General features: G+C 69.3%; 16 protein-coding genes. 12 read left to right on the forward strand and 4 right to left on the reverse strand.

Features of this window, described 5'->3' with window-relative positions; translation table 11 throughout:
• Positions 1–13: 13 nt before the first annotated feature.
• The 4 genes from G406_RS51505 (at position 14) to G406_RS51510 (ending at position 3849) form a co-directional block, all read left to right on the forward strand.
• Complete coding sequence (locus G406_RS51505; protein WP_051343010.1) at positions 14–502, forward strand: PaaI family thioesterase; 489 nt, start codon at positions 14–16, stop codon at positions 500–502.
• A 272-nt stretch (positions 503–774) separates the two neighbouring features.
• The gene (locus G406_RS0133260) at positions 775–1719 is read left to right on the forward strand and encodes a glycine betaine ABC transporter substrate-binding protein (protein ID WP_245607299.1); all 945 of its coding nucleotides are present in this window, start codon (positions 775–777) and stop codon (positions 1717–1719) included.
• Complete coding sequence (locus tag G406_RS0133265) at positions 1704–2933, forward strand: quaternary amine ABC transporter ATP-binding protein (RefSeq protein WP_028937150.1); 1230 nt, start codon at positions 1704–1706, stop codon at positions 2931–2933. The genes G406_RS0133260 and G406_RS0133265 overlap by 16 nt, the downstream gene beginning before the upstream one ends.
• Before the next feature lie 7 nt (positions 2934–2940).
• Entirely contained in the window at positions 2941–3849 is a 909-nt protein-coding gene (locus G406_RS51510; RefSeq protein WP_037079564.1) for an ABC transporter permease, read from the forward strand.
• A 411-nt stretch (positions 3850–4260) separates the two neighbouring features.
• Here G406_RS51510 and G406_RS0133275 read toward each other — a convergent pair whose 3' ends face one another.
• The 4 genes from G406_RS0133275 to G406_RS0133290 form a co-directional block, all read right to left on the reverse strand.
• A complete protein-coding gene (locus G406_RS0133275) occupies positions 4261–5106 on the reverse strand; it encodes a helix-turn-helix domain-containing protein (RefSeq protein WP_028937151.1) in 846 nt (281 codons plus the stop codon).
• Positions 5087–5608, reverse strand: a complete 522-nt coding sequence (locus tag G406_RS0133280) for a DUF6879 family protein (RefSeq protein WP_028937152.1) — start codon at positions 5606–5608, stop codon at positions 5087–5089. The genes G406_RS0133275 and G406_RS0133280 overlap by 20 nt, the downstream gene beginning before the upstream one ends.
• Complete coding sequence (locus G406_RS51515; protein ID WP_156935281.1) at positions 5586–5810, reverse strand: hypothetical protein; 225 nt, start codon at positions 5808–5810, stop codon at positions 5586–5588. Before G406_RS51515 ends, G406_RS0133280 begins: the two co-directional genes overlap by 23 nt.
• Before the next feature lie 112 nt (positions 5811–5922).
• Positions 5923–7386 carry an APC family permease gene (locus tag G406_RS0133290; protein WP_028937153.1) on the reverse strand — a complete coding sequence of 488 codons (1464 nt, stop codon included), beginning with the start codon at positions 7384–7386 and terminating at the stop codon, positions 5923–5925.
• A gap of 112 nt (positions 7387–7498) precedes the next feature.
• On the opposite strand from G406_RS0133290, the gene G406_RS0133295 reads away from it, so the two are divergent.
• From G406_RS0133295 to G406_RS0133330, 8 genes are all read left to right on the forward strand, one after another.
• A complete protein-coding gene (locus tag G406_RS0133295; RefSeq protein WP_028937154.1) occupies positions 7499–8872 on the forward strand; it encodes a glutamine synthetase family protein in 1374 nt (457 codons plus the stop codon).
• A 213-nt stretch (positions 8873–9085) separates the two neighbouring features.
• Positions 9086–10309 (forward strand): M20 metallopeptidase family protein, encoded by a 1224-nt coding sequence (locus tag G406_RS51520; RefSeq protein WP_245607300.1) that lies wholly within the window; start codon positions 9086–9088, stop codon positions 10307–10309.
• Complete coding sequence (locus G406_RS0133305) at positions 10306–10812, forward strand: MauE/DoxX family redox-associated membrane protein (protein WP_028937155.1); 507 nt, start codon at positions 10306–10308, stop codon at positions 10810–10812. Before G406_RS51520 ends, G406_RS0133305 begins: the two co-directional genes overlap by 4 nt.
• Before the next feature lie 2 nt (positions 10813–10814).
• Positions 10815–11534, forward strand: a complete 720-nt coding sequence (locus tag G406_RS0133310; protein WP_028937156.1) for a thioredoxin domain-containing protein — start codon at positions 10815–10817, stop codon at positions 11532–11534.
• A gap of 122 nt (positions 11535–11656) precedes the next feature.
• Entirely contained in the window at positions 11657–12787 is a 1131-nt protein-coding gene (locus tag G406_RS0133315) for an acyl-CoA dehydrogenase family protein (protein ID WP_156935282.1), read from the forward strand.
• Positions 12784–13752 (forward strand): LLM class F420-dependent oxidoreductase, encoded by a 969-nt coding sequence (locus G406_RS51525; RefSeq protein WP_037079570.1) that lies wholly within the window; start codon positions 12784–12786, stop codon positions 13750–13752. The genes G406_RS0133315 and G406_RS51525 overlap by 4 nt, the downstream gene beginning before the upstream one ends.
• Entirely contained in the window at positions 13749–14216 is a 468-nt protein-coding gene (locus tag G406_RS0133325; protein ID WP_028937158.1) for a winged helix-turn-helix transcriptional regulator, read from the forward strand. Before G406_RS51525 ends, G406_RS0133325 begins: the two co-directional genes overlap by 4 nt.
• Positions 14217–14316: 100 nt before the next feature.
• Positions 14317–15732 carry an MFS transporter gene (locus tag G406_RS0133330; protein WP_028937159.1) on the forward strand — a complete coding sequence of 472 codons (1416 nt, stop codon included), beginning with the start codon at positions 14317–14319 and terminating at the stop codon, positions 15730–15732.
• The last annotated feature ends 301 nt before the right edge of the window (positions 15733–16033 follow it).

Genomic DNA, 16033 nt, shown 5'->3' on the forward strand with positions numbered 1-16033 from the left:
AGTAGGACCCCACATGGCCATGCCGGAAGACGCCACGTTGCCGCCGCACACCGCCCAGTGCCTCGGCTGCGGTCCGGACAACCCGGCCGGACTGCACATGGAGGTGCGGCCCTCGGGTGAGGGGCTCGTGACGGACGTCGTCTTCGACGGGCGTCTCGTCGGTGCGCCGGGTGTTGCGCACGGCGGAGCGGTGGCCACCGCGTGTGACGACCTGTTCGGTTTCCTCGTGCTGTACGCGGCGGGTGTGACCGCCGTGACCCGGAGCCTGCAGGTCGAGTACCACGCTCCGGTGGTGCTCGACCGGTCCTATCGGATCACCGCCACGCTGGACAGCAGGGAGGGCCGCAAGCTGCAGGTCAGTGCTGAAGGGATCGCCGAGGGCGGCACACGGGCGTTCTCCGCGACGGCGTTGTTCCTGGCTGTGGACCTGTCGCACTTCACGCCCTTCGGCACCTTCCAGCACAACCCGGGACTCGCCGCGTTGTTGCGCGAGCGCGACTGAGCCCCTTGCTAAAGCTGACCCGCCAGGTCAGGATTGCGGCGTGCCTCGCGATCCCCGGCTGGTGACCCGCCGACACATCGACCTGTGTCGGCACCGGTCGGCCGTCTGTCGCTGAGGATTCCCTCGCCGGACGTGCGGGTACACCCCGTTCGGCCTTCGAAGCGCGGCTGACCGGTACGCGCTGATGCTCCGAGTGGCGCACGCCGTGCGCTGCGGGCAGCATGCCGTCACCGTGTCGAGTTACATCCGCCCGGCTTGACGGAGAGAGGCCTGTGCCCACCTGTGCTGTGAGTCGAGGTCGTATCGGTGTCCTGGTGGTTGCGCTCGCGCTGGTGCTGGCGGGATGCGCGACCGGCCCGGCGGGGTTCACCGTGCGTGCCGCCCAGTTCCCGTGGAGCGCCGCCAAGCTGACCAACGCGATCCTCGCCGAGATCGTCGCCAGGCACCCCGAGCTGGGCGTGTCGAAGCTGAAGATCATCCAGGTCGGCCCGGCCACCGCGTGGGCCGGCGCGCAGCGCGGTGACGTCGACCTGCTGACCGAGGTCGCCATGCCGAACCAGCAGAAGCTGGCCGCCAAGGCCGCCGCGCGCGTCGACCTGGTGCACCAGACCTACGGCGGCGCGCAGCAGGGCTGGTTCGTCCCCAGCTACGCGCTCGAACCCGGCCAGCCGCTGGCCGGGTTGCAGAGCGTCACACAGCTCGACCGGTACGCGGCGGCACTGGACAACAAGCTGATCGACTCGGACCCGAGCTTCCTCACCACGACACAGAACACCGCGCGGCTGAAGGGCTACGGGCTGCACCTGCAGCAGGTCACCTCCAGCGAGGCCGCACAGCTCGCTGAGCTGCGCCGGGCCTACGAGCGGCGCAAGCCGATCCTGGTGTACCTGTACCACCCGCACTGGGTGTTCCAGCAGTTCCAGATGACGCAGCTGACCGAACCGACCCCGCCCGGGCCGCCACCCGGCCCGGAGTGTTTCACCAGCGGCACCGGGGCCTGCCCGATGCCGCCGTACTCGGCGTGGACCGCCGCGAGCAAGGAACTGGCCCAGCGGGCGCCCAGGTTCCACGCACTGCTGCAGCGTTTCGAGCTGCCGATCGCCGATGTGGAACCGATGTTGAAGAACGTCGACGTGGACAAGGAGAAGGCGCAGGACGTCGCGCGTCGCTGGGTCGACGCGCATCCCCAGCTGATCGACGGATGGGTACGAGCGTGAACGACACCCCGATGATTCGGTGCACCGAGCTGACCAAGGTGTTCGGCAGCGGCACCAGCGCGAACGACGCGATACGGCTCGCCGGAGAGGGGGTCGGTCGCAGCGAGATCCAGCGGCGCACCGGGGCGACGCTGGCCGTGCACGACGTGTCCTTCGACGTGCGACCCGGCGAGCTCTTCGTGATCATGGGACTGTCCGGTTCCGGCAAGTCGACACTGGTGCGGCTGCTCAACCGGTTGATCGAACCGAGCTCGGGGCAGATCGACATCGACGGCCGCGCACTGAACTCCCTCGGCGACGCCGACCTGCGCGAGCTGCGTAACCAGCGGATCAGCATGGTGTTCCAGCACTTCGCCCTGCTGCCGCACCGCACCGTCCGGCAGAACGCCGAGTACGGCCTGCAGATCCGGGGGACGGAGGCCGACGCACGTCGGGAGAAGGCCGAGTGGGCCCTGGACCAGGTCGGTCTCGCCGACCGGGCCGACGCCTATCCCGGGCAGCTCTCCGGTGGCATGCAGCAGCGGGTCGGGCTGGCTCGTGCGCTGGCCAGCGACACCGACGTCCTGCTCATGGACGAGCCGTACTCCGCGCTCGACCCGCTCATCCGCCGTGACATGCAGAACCTGCTGGTGCGGCTGCAGTCCGAGCTGAAGAAGACGATCGTGTTCATCACCCACGACCTCAACGAAGCCATGCTGCTCGGCGACCGGATCCTGCTGCTGAAGGACGGCAGGCTGGTCCAGGTCGGCACCGGCCCGGAGATTCTCGCCGCGCCCGCCGACGACTACGTCGCGGACTTCGTCTCCGACGTCGACCGCAGCCGCGTGCTCACCGCGCAGGACGTGCTGCGCGAGGCGCGCATCGTCGTGCGGCTCAACGAGCGGCCCGCCGAGGTCCTGAACCGGCTGGGCGGTGCCGAGGCGACCGGGGCGTACGTCGTCGACGACCAGGACCGCATCCTCGGCGTGGTCCGCGACGACTGGTTGGCCGGCGCGGCCCGCCGGGGCACCGGCGAGATCGACCGGGACAGCCTGGTCGCGGAGTTCCGCACCACGGAGGCGGACCGCCCGCTGATCGACCTGGTCGACCAGGTGGGCAGGCACGTGGTGCCGCTCGCCGTGGTCGACGAGGAGAAACGGCTGCTCGGGGTGGTGCCCCGAGGGGCCGTCCTCGCGGCGCTGGCCGTGCCCAGTACCAACGAGTCCGGGAGCTGAACCGACCATGCCTCGAATTCAGCTCGGCAGCTATGTCGAGGACCTCATCACCTGGCTGCTGCGCACGATCCCCGGCCTCCTGGACGGGATCAGCGCGGTGATCACGGTGATCGTCGATGCGCTGACCGCCGTGTTCGCCGGTCCGCCGTTCTACGTGTGGGTGGCGATCCTGACGGTCGCCGCGCTGCTCGTGCGCGGCTGGGGACTCGCCGTGTTCACCCTGGTCGGTTTCCTGCTGGTCTCCTCGCTGGACCTGTGGCAGGAGACGATGGAGACCCTCGGCGTGGTGATCGTCGCGGCGGTGATCGCCACCGCGATCGGCGTCCCGCTCGGCATCTGGGCGGCGCGCAGGCGCGCGGCGGGTGTGGTGCTGCGTCCGCTCATGGACTTCATGCAGACGACGCCGGTCTTCGTGTACCTCATCCCGGCGGTGTTCTTCTTCGGCATCGGTGTGGTCCCCGGTGTCGTGGCGACCACGATCTTCTCCATCCCGCCCGCGGTCCGGCTGACCGAGCTGGGCATCCGAGGCGTGGACCCGGAGGTGGTCGAGGCCGCGCACGCGTTCGGCGCGCACCCTCGGCAGATTCTGCGTGAGGTCCAGCTGCCGATGGCGCTGCCGTCGATCATGGCCGGGGTCAACCAGGTGATCATGCTGGCGCTGTCGATGGTGGTCGTGGCCGGTCTGGCCGGTGCGGGCGGCCTCGGCAGCACGGTGGTGAGCGCGGTGACCCAGCTGGATGTGGCCACCGGTTTCGAGGGTGGCCTCGCGGTCGTCATCGTGGCGATCTTCCTGGACCGTTTCACCGCCGCACTGGCGCAGCGCCCCCTGCAGGGTCTGTGGAGCACGCTGCGCTCCCGCCCCTCGGCTCCTCCGCTCGCGGCCCCGGCAGACCCCGCGGCGGTCCAAGCCGCCTGAGCCGCACGTCGCGACATGAACTTCTGCGAGGTCGGCTCTCACCCGGGCGCGAGATTGTCTCAGCGACGACCCGCTAGGTGCAGATTCAGCGCAACATGCACAGAGCAGGTCGTCGCTCGCGCCCAAGGTATCCACTGTGCGCAGGTGGCATTCCGACAAGCTTTGCATCTGCCCAGGGCGTCAACGGAGTGCTCCGCAACGATTTGGGTCACGGCGTCGAGGACACGTAGGACGCGTTCGGCAGTGACCTGGTCATACGCTGATGCGCCGATGAGCACCGTTGCCGAGAGATCGTCGAGCTCGTGGGCGAAACGCAGGTGGAGTTGCTCCGAGAGGGAAGACGCGATCACGCAGTGAGCCTAGGAATGACGGCGCATCCACCACCATGAAGTTGCGAATAGTTGCGTGAGATTAGCTGTCGAGGGCGTCAGTGATGAGCTTCCGTGCAGATGAGCCGTAGACGGCGGAGGACTTGAGTGCCTCGAACATTCGCGCGTAGAGCGCGAGTTCGTTCGGTCGGGTCACCTCGATACTCGCGGTCGGAGTCTCCAGCGCAACGAGCGTGTCGTCGAATACCCAGAACCCCGCGGAACCGACCGCTGGTCGTTCAACCCTCATGGGGATGATCCCGAACGAGACGTTCGGCAGTGACATCACGGCGAGGAGTCGATCGAGCTGACCTGCCTGGATCTCAGCTGTCCCGAACCACGTATTCAGTGCTTGTTCTTCCAGGACGACGACGAACCGCTTCCCGCCTCGGTAGAGAATCCGCTGACGCTCCATACGGGTGGCCACAGCATCATCGAGATCGTTCGGCAGCCCGAGGAACTTGATCCAAAAGGACAACATCGCGGCGGTGTACTCGGCAGTCTGGAACAGGCCAGGTATCACGTTGTGCTCATAGATTCGGAACACATCGGTGCTCTTGTATCTGGCGAGGGTATGTGCTCCCAGGACCTGTTTCATGCCGGCTCGGCTCTGCCGCCGAAACTCGACGTACGCCGATTCGATCGTACGGAGCGTCGCGGTCAGCTCGGTGATCTCGGATTCGGCCCGGCACACCTGACACCACGTATGGATGTCTCGTTCGGTCGGGGTCTGCACCCCGTTCTCGATCTTGCTGACCCTGGTGAAGTGCTGCCCGGTGGCCGAAGCGAGCGCCCGCGCCGTCAGGCTCGCACCCTTGCGAATGTTGCGCAGGCGAGAGCCCAGAGCTTCGCGGGCCTGTTTGGCCGAACTAGTCCGGTCGGTAGTCACGATGAGGAGTGGACAGCTTCCATACATCTTCGAAGGCGTCCCGGCACAAGGTTATGTCGGCCGGGTTGGTCGACGCGGTCTTGCCGGTTGACAGTCCGTCCCCCGAGTAGTGAAGGAAAACTACGAGCCGGTCGTCGAAGAGGTAGAAGTCGTTCCCGGGGAGAGCAGTGGAGGAAACGCGACGGCGAGGCGCCCAACGGATGTCTTCGCCCGCATCGATCATTGGGTCGGCGATGCTGTGCGACCAGCGTTGGTACCGACTCAAGGGCTCTGAAACGATCCGTGCGCGCCGCACCGACCTGCCGTTGGCTACGTGGTCGCGCAGTGATGCGCACCAGCCTGCCAGCCACTCCAGATCATCCGGAAGGCCTGCTTCCCATTTGGCCATGTACGGCAGCTCGACGGCTGTGCCGTAGCAGTCTCGTGTCTCCAGATGGACTGTTTCACGCTCGAACCCGGACGAGAGCAGCAGCTCGAACTCATCGTCCGTGATCGACGTCATCGGCTGCCAATCCGAAGAACTGAACCATTCTGTCGGGGAACTCTACGCACCCCTCGCCGGGAGGAATGTTCAGCTTGGCCAGGATCTCGGGATCCGTGATCTCCCAGCCTTGCACCAGCCAGGAACCACGGTCGGTCCGATACAGCGTCGGTGAACCGGTCGGGTTCGACTCGGGGTCTTTGGCAACGAAGGTCACGCGCACGATGACTCCCATGTTGCGAGTTGCGAAATATTGCGATATATGATCGCACAGCGAGCTGGTGTGGGTCAAGGAGCCACGTGCTCGCCACAATGGGGTCACCTCTGCGAGGTCGTCAGGGCACCGGGGTCGCCGACGGGGACGTGACGTCCTCGCGCAGGGCGAAGCGGGACAGGCGGGGGACGGCCGCCACCGCCACGATGCCCAGCACGATCCAGACACCGGCCACCAGCGGGAACGTCGCCGCGGTGCCGGTCGGGTAGGGGACCACGTTGCGGTAGACCGTGTAGCCCAGCACGACCAGCGCCAGCAGCGGGATCACGATCTCCCACATCGGGACCGTGCGTGGCGCGGTGAAGAACAGCAGGCGGATCGCGCCGACCGTGGTGACCAGGTAGACGACCAGCAGGATCAGGGTGCCGATCGTGCCGCTGGCCAGGAACACGTCCATCGCGGACGAGCCCGCGCCGAGCACGAAGGCCGCGACGATGCCGTACATGGCGAGCACGACGACCACCGCTGCCGCCGCCGGGGTGCCCAGCTTGGTGACCTTGCCGAGCCCCCTGTCACCGGCGGCGTCCCTGCTCAGCGCGTACAGCAGGCGCGAACCGCCGACCGCGCAGGCCAGCGCGCAGCCGAAGGCGCTGATCGCGGCGCCCAGCGAGATCACATCGCCGACCCAGGCGCCGACGTAGCGTGAGCCGAGGTCGCCGAGCAGCGAGCCGGACTTCGTGAAGGCGTCCACGCCTGCCGGATCGGTGCCGAAGCCCATCACCTCGACCGCGGTCACGAACACCAAGTAGGCGCCGCCGAAGATCGCCGTGCCGAGGATGGCGCGCGGGATGTCCCTGCGTGGCCGTCGTGCCTCCTCGCCGAGCGTGGCGGCGGCCTCGAAACCGGCGAACGACAGGAAACCGAACACCGCGCCGAGGAACACCGTCGACGCGTCGGTACCCGGGGCCACGCTGAACACGTCCCACGTGGGGCGCAGCCCGCCGGGCGCGGTGCCGGCGACCAGCCGGACCAGCACGGCGACCGAGACGAGCAGGATCAGCGCCACGGTCAGGCCCTCGACCGTCAGCAGGACCCGCGTGCCACCTCGCGCGGGTATCACGGTCAGCAGCCACACGAGCACCAGCGAGACGCCGCTGATCAGGAACGGCGCCCAGCCCGGCGGGTTCGGCCACACCCCGACGGTCTGCAGGAACGACGTCCCGAAGATGCCGGCGGCGGTGGAGGTGACGACGCCGTAGAAGCAGTACGTGCCCATCAACGACCAGCCCGCGACGGTGCCCGCGCGTGCCCCGACGGTCGCCGCGACGAACGCGTACACCGATCCGGCGTGGTTGAACCGCTGGCACAGCCGGACGAAGACGTACGCGACCAGCAGCACACCGACCGTGGCGATCACGAACGCCAGCGGCACGGCGCGACCGACCGAGCCCGCCGTGCCCTGCGGGTTGATGTTCGCGGCCATGCTCGGTGCCATCAGCGCGATGGACATCCCGACGGCCTGCCACACCGACAGGCTGCGCCGCAGGCCAGGAGCGGAACCGGGTTCGGGGGCACTGGGACTCATCACAATCCTCCGAACTCAGGACACTGAATCGTCGAAGTATGTGCTCGCTTGCCGGGTCAATCAATACGCGGTTCGGGCGCCATCTTCTTGATCATCGAAGTAGATTCGTCGCATGGACGAGCAGGATCGCGCCGCGCGAATGTCATCGGCACGTGACCACGTCGACCAGCTGGCCGCGCTCGACGTGGCGGCGGTGGCGCTGACCTTCGTCGACACCAGCGGGATCACCCGGGTCAAGGGAGTGCCGCTGGCGGCCTTCGAGCGGGCGGCGGGCTGGGGCGTCGGCGCGACACCGGTGTTCGACGCGTTCGGCATGGACGACTCGATCGCCGCGACTCCGATCGCCAATCCCGCTGGTGACCTGCGGCTGATCCCCGACACCGGCGCGCTCGTCGCGCTGGCCGGCCAGCCCGGCTGGGCGTGGGCGCCGGCGGACCGCTGGACGCAGCAGGGGGAGGAACATCCGGGCTGTGCGCGGTTGCTCGCGGCACGCCAGCTCCGGCGCCTCGAACAGACAGGAGCGGTGGCCAAGGCGGCATTCGAGGTCGAATGGGTGCTCTACCGCGCCGAGGAGGCCGACCCGGTCCCGGCGACGACCGGGCCGGCCTACGGCATGACGAGGCTGATGGAGGTCTCCGACTTCGCCGTGGACCTGTTGCGAGCTCTCGCGCGCCAGGGTGTGGCCGTCCAGCAGTTCCACCCGGAGTACGCGCCGGGACAGTTCGAACTGTCCGTGGCACCCGAGTCACCCGTCGCCGCCGCAGACACCGCCGTGCTGGTGCGCTCCACGATCCGGGCGGTGGCCGCCCGGCACGGCATGGCGGTGTCGTTCGCGCCGAGCGTCGCGGCCGGTGGCGTCGGCAACGGTGGGCACCTGCACCTGTCCTTCGCGCGCGCCGGGCGGAACCTGTTCAGCGACGGTGACCGCCGGTTCGGGCTGAGCGAGACGGCCGAGGCGTTCATCGCCGGTGTCCTGCGGCGGCTCCCCGCGTTGCTCGCGATCGGCGCGCCGAGTGTCGCCAGCTACCAGCGGCTGCTGCCCTCGCACTGGGCCGGCGTCTACACCTGCTGGGGCCTGGAGAACCGCGAAGCACCGCTGCGCCTGGTCACCGGCTCGACCGGAGAGCACGACCAGACGGCGAACATCGAGCTCAAGTGCATCGACCAGAGCGCGAACCCGTATCTGATCCTCGCCGCGACGCTCGCCTGCGGGCTGGCCGGCATCGAGGAGAACGCAACCCTGCCGGAGCCGGTGCAGGTCGACCCGGCGGCCCTCGGCGACGACGAGCGTGCCGCCCTGGGTATCGACCGGCTCCCCACCGACCTGGCGCGGTCGCTGGCGGCATTCGAGGCGGACGCCGCGCTGACCGGCGCGTTCGGGCCGGAGCTGACCGAGACGGTGCTCGCCGTGCGACGAGCGGAGCTGGCCACCTTCGCGGACGCGACCCCCGACCAGATCATCGCCGCGACCCGCTGGCGCCACTGAACCAGCCGGCCGCGCACCCTGGCAACACCGCGCACTTCCAGCGACACCGCGCACCGTCCGTCCACAGCGCGCGGTGTGCACACCGCGCGGTGTCGCCTGAAGGTGCGCGGTGTGGCCTGAAGGTGCGCGGTGTTGTCAGGGTGCGCGGTGTGCTGAGGGAGCGACTCGCGGGCCGGGTGTCGGGTGCTCGCGGCGGCGGGCGATGATCTGCGGGTGCGGCAGGTAGGTGACGAGTTAAGTATCTCGGGGCTGGCGGGTGCGGTGAGCGCCGAGTTGCCGGGTTCGATCCGGCTGCGTCACCTGCTACACGCCGACCCTCGCCTGTCCGGTCAGGAGGACGACACGGCCGAGGCGGTGCGCTCCGCGATCGGACGTCCCGCCGAGCGTGTCGCCGGTACCGGCAGGCTGATCCGCCTGGGGCCGGAAACCGGACCGGCCGTCGTGCTGCGCGCCGAACTGGACGGACTTCCGCTGACGGAACAGAGCGGAGCGGCGTTCGCGTCCACGTCCGGCGTCATGCATGCCTGCGGTCACGACACCCACCTGGCCGCGCTGGTCGCCGTCGCCAGGGCGCTCGCCACCGGGCCGGAGCTGCCGTGCGGTGTGCTGATCCTGCTGCAGCCGCGCGAGGAGGCCGCGCCGACCGGCGCCGGGGACGTCCTCGCCGATCCGGCCTTCGTCCGTCACGACGTGCGGGCGGTGATCGGTGTGCACGTCCAGCCCGCGCTGCCGCGCGGCACGGTGAGTGCGGCGCCCGGCGCGGTCAACGCCTCCTGCGACGAGCTGACGATCACGATCCGCGGCAGGGGTGGTCACGCCGCCTACCCACAGCGCGCGGACGACCCGGTGCTCGCGCTGGCCCAGACGGTCGTGTCGCTGCACCACATCGTGTCGCGGCGGGTCGATCCGCTGGACGCGGCGGTACTGACGGTCGGCAGGCTGGACGCGGGTACCGCGAGCAACGTCATCCCGTCCGTCGCGCGCGGCTACGCCACGCTGCGCGCACTCGACCAGGGCAACCGGGAGCGGCTGCTGCGTGCGGTACGTGACGTCGTCGGGCACACCGCGGCCAGCTACGGCTGCACCGGCTCGCTGCGGGTGGTCGACAACGAACCGGCGCTGCACAACGATCCCGCGTTGGCACTCGCGGTCGCGCCACTGATCGCCGAGCTGGGGCTGCGGCCGGACGCCACGTTCCGTTCGTGCGGATCGGACGATTTCGCCCACTACGGAACCTCGGTGCCGTCGGTGATGTTGTTCGTAGGGGTGGACGACGGCACGCCGGGCGCGCCGGGTCTGCACGATGCGCGGTTCGTCCCGCCGGACGACGTGGTCGGTGAGCTGGCTTCGGCCTATCTCGCCGGGCTGGTCGCGGCGACGGCGAAGCTGGATCAGCGGGAACCAACGACGAGCGAGGAGCGACAGTCAAGGGGATGAGCGTTCTGGAGAGTGACCCGGATACGAAGAAATGGCCTGGCTGGCTCTCGACCGTCGGCAGGCTCCTCCTCGGCGGTGTGTGGATCGCCGCGGGGCTGACCAAGATCACCGACCTGGACGCCTCGGTGCGTGCCGTGCGGGCGTACCGGCTGTTGCCCGAGGTCGGCGCCCAGGTGGTGGGCGCGGGCCTGCCGCTGCTGGAGCTGCTGCTCGGCGTGCTGCTGATCGTCGGTCTCGGCGTGCGCGCGTGCTCCGTGGTGTCCGCGATCCTGATGGTGGTCTACATCGTGGCCATCTCGTCGGCGTGGGCTCGCGGCCTGCGCATCGACTGTGGCTGCTTCAGCTCGGGCGGTGATCTCGCCCAGGGTGTGGACCCGACGTACGGCACTGAGCTGTTGCGGGACGGGGCGCTGTTCGTGGTCGCCGTGTTGTTGGCCAAGTGGCCGGTGGGATATTTCTCGATCGACAGCCTGCTGAGCAGCGGGCGGAAGGAGAAGGCATAGCGATGCCGTCCAAGCAGGCCAAGAAGGCAAGGGCCGCGCAGAAACGCAAGGCTCCGGTGGTGGCGGAGCGCAAGGGGCTGTCGCCCGCGCTGATCGCCGGGATCGTCGTCGTGGTGCTGTTCGCCGTGGCCGTGGGTTTCGGCGTGTACCGCGCACAGAGCAAGGCCACCGAGGCCGCCGGCGCGGTCCCTCCCGCCGCGACCACCACCGGGGTGCCGGTCGGTAAGCCGGACGCACCGGCCACGGTCGACATCTACCTCGACTTCCAGTGCCCGGTGTGCCGGATCTACGAGGAGACCGTCGGACCGGCCATCGACTCGTTGATCGCGAACGGGTCCGCCAAGGTCATCTACCACCCGCTGGCGTTCCTGGACCAGGCGTCCTCGGACCAGTACTCGACGCGGTCGTCGTCGGCGGCGGGCTGCGCGTCCCAGGCGAACGTGTTCCCGCAGTTCGCCAAGCTGTTGTACGCCAACCAGCCGCCCGAGGGCGGTGCGGGTCTGCCGGACAGCCAGCTCATCGCGCTGGGCAAACAGGCGGGTGCTCCGGACAGCTTCGCGCAGTGCGTGACGAACAAGACCTACAAGGGCTGGTCGGCCAAGCTGACCGACGAGGCCTCCAAGGCGGGCGTCAACGCGACGCCCACCGTCATGGTCAACGGCAAGAAGATCGGCAACACCGAGGCCGAGCTGCGCGAGGCGGTCACGGCCGCCGGTAAGTAGTTCCAGGTCACGACGCGGGCGCCGGTTCCTCGACGGGACCGGCGCCCGTTCTCGTCTTGACATCGGCGAATTCGGTAAGGATTCTGAACCAGTAAGAATTATGAACTTGATGAGGAGTCCCGATGACCGGCGATGTGCTCGACGACGCCGCGCGAGACTGTGCCGAGCTGGCTTCGGTGCTGGCCCTCGACACCGAACAGCGGCGCGCACTCGCACCGAAGCTGGTGGACCGGCTGAAGGACAGCGGTCTCCTCCGCTGCGCACTGCCCGCCGAGCACGGTGGTCCTGGCGCCTCGCCCGCCGAGATCCTGCGTGCCGCCGAGACGGTGGCCAGGGGCGACGCATCGGCCGGATGGTGCGTGTCGATCAACGCGACCAGCGGTCTGCTCGCCGGCTACCTCCCGGCCTCCGGCGCGGCGGAGGTGTTCGGCGACCCACGCTCGGTGGCCTGCGGGGTATGGGCGCCGAGGGGCAGGGCCACGCGGGTGGACGGCGGCCTGTCGGTGTCCGGTCAGTGGGGCTTCTGCAGCGGTGTCACGCATTCCGACTGGATGTTCGGCGGTGTGGTGGTGGGAGAGACGGACCCGGTGATTCGGGTCGTCGCGATGCCGGTGTCCGAACTGCGGATCCTGGACACGTGGCACACCTCCGGGCTGCGCGGAACGGGCAGCCACGACGTCGTGGCCGATCAGCTGTTCATCCCGGAGCGCCGCGTGTTGTCGGTGCTCGAAGGTCCGGGCCAGGACGCGGCGGCGCTGCATCGCTTCCCGATCTTCGGCTTCTTCGGCCTGTCGATCGCGGTGGCCGCCCTGGGCAACGCGCGTGCCGCGATCGACGACCTGATCGAGGTGGCCGGCGCCAAACGGTCGCTCGGATCGAGCCGGACACTCGCCGAGCGCACCCAGACCCAGGCCGACGTCGCCCGGGCGGAAGCGGCACTGCGCGCGGCCCGGCTGCTGGTCTACGACGCGGTCGATCAGGCATGGCTGCAGGCGCGGGGCTCGGCGCCGGTGTCGGAGCAGGCCAAGCTGGACCTGCGCATGGCGGCCACGCACGCGACCCGCACGTCGGCCGAGGTCGCGGCCTCGATGTACGACCTCGGTGGCGCCTCGGCGATCTACGAGGGCTCCTCGCTGCAGCGGCGGTTCCGGGACGCGCACACCGCGACCGCGCACTTCCAGGTCAACCCGGCGACCTACGAGCTGTTCGGCCGTATCCTGCTCGGCCTGCCGACCCGGACCGAGCAGCTGTGAGCCTCGGTGTCGTCACCCCGTTCTGGCTGGACCGGCCCGACCGCGAGGCCGTGGACATCGCCGTCGCCGCCGACCGCGCCGGTTTCGACACGCTGTGGATCGGCGAGATGGCCACGTTCGACGCGTTCGCGCTGGCCACAGCCGTTGGGCTGGCGACCGAACGCATCCGGCTGAAGGTCGGGCCGCTCGCCGTCGGGGTGCGCGGCCCGGTCGCCGTCGCGCTCGGTGCCTACTCGGTCGCCCAGCTCACCGGCCGGCCGGTGGAGCTCGCGCTCGGCGCGTCCAGCCCCGCGATCGTGAGCGGCTGGCACGACCGGCCGTTCCCGCACGCCGCGTCGCGCATGCGGGAGTTCGTACGTGCGCTACGTCCCGCGTTGGCCGGTGACCGGGTCGAGTTCGCCGGGGAGCACGTCCGGACCAGAGGCTTCCGGCTGCGTGGACCGCTGGAGGCGGTACCGGTCACGATCGCCGCCTACGGACCGGCGATGACCAGGGTGGCGGCGGAGGAAGCCGACGAGATCGTGCTGAACCTGGTGACCCCCGAGCACGTCACGGCGGTCCGTGACGTGGTGGCCGAGCACGCGTCGAGGATCGGCCGGCCGCCGCCCGGGATCGCCGTCTGGATTCCGGCCGCGGTCGACCCGGGCCAGGCGACCCGTCGTCAGCTCGCCGCGCAGCTCGCCGTCTACCTGGCGCCGCCGGGCTACGGAGAGATGTTCACCGCGCTCGGGTACGGATCACTCGTGACCCGCGCCCGGGCGGGTACCTCGCGTGCGGCGCTGGCCGACGACGTGCCGCTCGACCTGGTCGCTTCGGTGGGAGCGGTCGGGTCGATCGAGGCGGTCGTCGAGCGCATCGACGAGTACCACCGGGCGGGCGCGGACCACGTCGGCATCGTCCCGGCCACCGCGCAGGACCCGGCGGGCGCCGCTCTGCTCGAGGCGTTGGCCCAGGCCCGGCGATGACGGCGGACCCGCTGGCCCACCGGTTCGACGGCGAGTCCGTGGGCAGGACACTCGAGCTGGTCGGGGAGAAGTGGACCCTGCTGATCCTGCGCGAGGCGTTCTTCGGCGTGCGCCGCTACGGCGAGCTGGCCCGCAACCTGGCGATCCCCAGGCCGACGCTGTCCGCCCGGCTGCGCACGCTCGTCGACGCGGGCCTGCTGGAGCGCGTGCTGTACGCGACGGAGCCGGACCGGCACGACTACCGGTTGAGCGCCGCCGGCCAGGAGCTGTTCTCGACGATCGTCACGCTCATGCGGTGGGGAGACGCCCACCTCGCCGGTCCGGAGGGGCCGCCGATCGTGCTGCGCCACCACCGGTGCGGTCAGGCCGCCGACCCCCGGCTGATCTGCGGTGGGTGCGGCGAGGAGATCACCGCGCACAACGTGACACCCGAACCGGGGCCGGGGTTCACCCAGCCTGAGTAATCGCTGAGACACCCGCCTCGACCCGGGTCCTCCAGTCAGCGTCCGATGGTTCGCGCGGCTAACGTCCGAAGGTCAAGTAGGCGGACGGGAGGGGTCGGACATGGGCACGAGCGGGGGTACGGGGCCGGACGACCTCGACGGCGTGACGATCACCGACGAGAAGACTATGCGGCGCGCGGTCGCCGCGGCGGCCATCGGCAACGTGACCGAGTGGTACGACTTCGGCGTCTACGCCTACCTGGTGCCGATCATCACCAAGGTGTTCTTCTCCGAGCTGCCGAAGCCGGTGGCCATCGTCTACGCGTTCGCCGTCTTCGCGGTGTCCTTCCTGGTGCGGCCGCTGGGCGGGTTCATCTTCGGCCCCCTGGGCGACCGGATCGGCCGGACCAAGGTCCTGGCCATCACGGTGATCATGATGGCGGCCGGGACCACCGTGCTCGGTCTGCTGCCCACCTACGCGGCGGTCGGGGTGGCCGCTCCGCTGCTCGTGCTGCTGGTCCGGGTCGTGCAGGGACTGTCCACCGGCGGTGAGTACGGCGGCGCCATGACGTTCATCGCCGAGTACAGCGCCGACCGCAGGCGCGGGTTCTTCGGCAGCTGGCTGGAGTTCGGCACGCTGACCGGGTACGTGCTCGGCGCCGGGCTGGTCACGATCCTGCAGGCCGTCCTGTCCGATGCGCAGATGCTGAGCTGGGGCTGGCGGCTGCCGTTCCTGCTCGCGCTGCCGCTGGGTGTCGCCGGGCTCTACCTGCGGTCCAAACTGGAGGAGACGCCCGCGTTCGAGCAGCTGGTGGACTCCTCGGAGGAGGACGAGGGACTCAGCGCGAAGGAGGCCCTGCGCTCGGTGTTCGTCGAGCACTGGCGCACGATGCTGCTCGCGGGCGGCCTGGTCATCGCTTGGAACGTCACGAACTACATGCTGACCAGCTACGTGCCGACCTACCTGACCGAGACGCTGCCGGCGAGCGGCGAGCACGGCATCAGCGAGGAGGCCTCGAATCTGCTGCAGATCGTCGTGCTCATCGTCCTGATCGTGGTGATCACATTCCTGGGGCGGCTCAACGACCGGATCGGGCGACGGCCGGTCCTGCTCATCGGCGCGGGTGCGCTGGTCGTGCTGGGGCTGCCGTCGATCCTGCTGCTGCGGGTCGGTGGCCTGGTCACCACGTTCCTCGGCCTGCTGGTCATGGGCCTGATCCTGGTGTGCTTCTCCTCGACCGCCCCGTCGACGCTGCCCGCGATGTTCCCCACCCACATCCGCTACAGCGGCCTGTCGGTCACGTTCAACCTGTTCGTCTCGGCGTTCGGTGGGACGACCGCGATCGTGGTCAGCGGGCTGGTGCTGGCAACCGGCGACCTGAACTGGCCCGGCTACTACCTCATCGCGGCCGGCGTGATCGGTGTGGTGTGCGCTTACCTGTTGAAGGAGAGCAACGGCCGCCCGCTGGAGGGCGCCCAACCCGCGGTCGCCACGGAGGAAGAAGCCAGGGAGCTCATCGAGACCCGGGGTAAGTAGTCACTCCACCTGGCGGTTGACTCGATCTTCGCTCCCTCCTATAGTTGTAACTCCAAGCACACCTGCCCCACACGTTACGGCCGAATCTTCGTTCGGGCCGCGATGAGCGTTGTCCGTGAAAGGGTCGTCTCAACGTGCAGTAGTGGAGCGCACCGATGAGCGAATGCGAACACGCCGTCCGTCGATCGGAAGCCTACGCGCAGTTCAACCATCACGATCAGCGTCGTTCCGTTGATACCTGGCTCACTCTGTTCGACGATCTCCGTCGCCGATGTCCGATCGGCCGAAGTACGTTTCACGA

Origin of the sequence: Actinospineispora spinosispora DSM 44797, from assembly GCF_000429025.1 — a bacterium.
Lineage (GTDB): Bacteria > Actinomycetota > Actinomycetes > Mycobacteriales > Pseudonocardiaceae > Pseudonocardia > Pseudonocardia spinosispora.

Excerpts from the sequence above, each read along its gene's own strand:
- G406_RS51505 (WP_051343010.1), top strand. The coding sequence starts at position 14 with ATGGCCATGCCGGAAGACGCCACGTTGCCGCCGCACACCGCCCAGTGC.
- G406_RS0133265 (WP_028937150.1), top strand. The coding sequence starts at position 1,704 with ATGGGTACGAGCGTGAACGACACCCCGATGATTCGGTGCACCGAGCTG.
- G406_RS51510 (WP_037079564.1), top strand. The coding sequence starts at position 2,941 with ATGCCTCGAATTCAGCTCGGCAGCTATGTCGAGGACCTCATCACCTGG.
- G406_RS0133280 (WP_028937152.1), bottom strand. The coding sequence starts at position 5,608 with ATGACGTCGATCACGGACGATGAGTTCGAGCTGCTGCTCTCGTCCGGG.
- G406_RS0133290 (WP_028937153.1), bottom strand. The coding sequence starts at position 7,386 with ATGAGTCCCAGTGCCCCCGAACCCGGTTCCGCTCCTGGCCTGCGGCGC.
- G406_RS0133295 (WP_028937154.1), top strand. The coding sequence starts at position 7,499 with ATGGACGAGCAGGATCGCGCCGCGCGAATGTCATCGGCACGTGACCAC.
- G406_RS0133305 (WP_028937155.1), top strand. The coding sequence starts at position 10,306 with ATGAGCGTTCTGGAGAGTGACCCGGATACGAAGAAATGGCCTGGCTGG.
- G406_RS0133310 (WP_028937156.1), top strand. The coding sequence starts at position 10,815 with ATGCCGTCCAAGCAGGCCAAGAAGGCAAGGGCCGCGCAGAAACGCAAG.
- G406_RS0133315 (WP_156935282.1), top strand. The coding sequence starts at position 11,657 with ATGACCGGCGATGTGCTCGACGACGCCGCGCGAGACTGTGCCGAGCTG.
- G406_RS0133325 (WP_028937158.1), top strand. The coding sequence starts at position 13,749 with ATGACGGCGGACCCGCTGGCCCACCGGTTCGACGGCGAGTCCGTGGGC.
- G406_RS0133330 (WP_028937159.1), top strand. The coding sequence starts at position 14,317 with ATGGGCACGAGCGGGGGTACGGGGCCGGACGACCTCGACGGCGTGACG.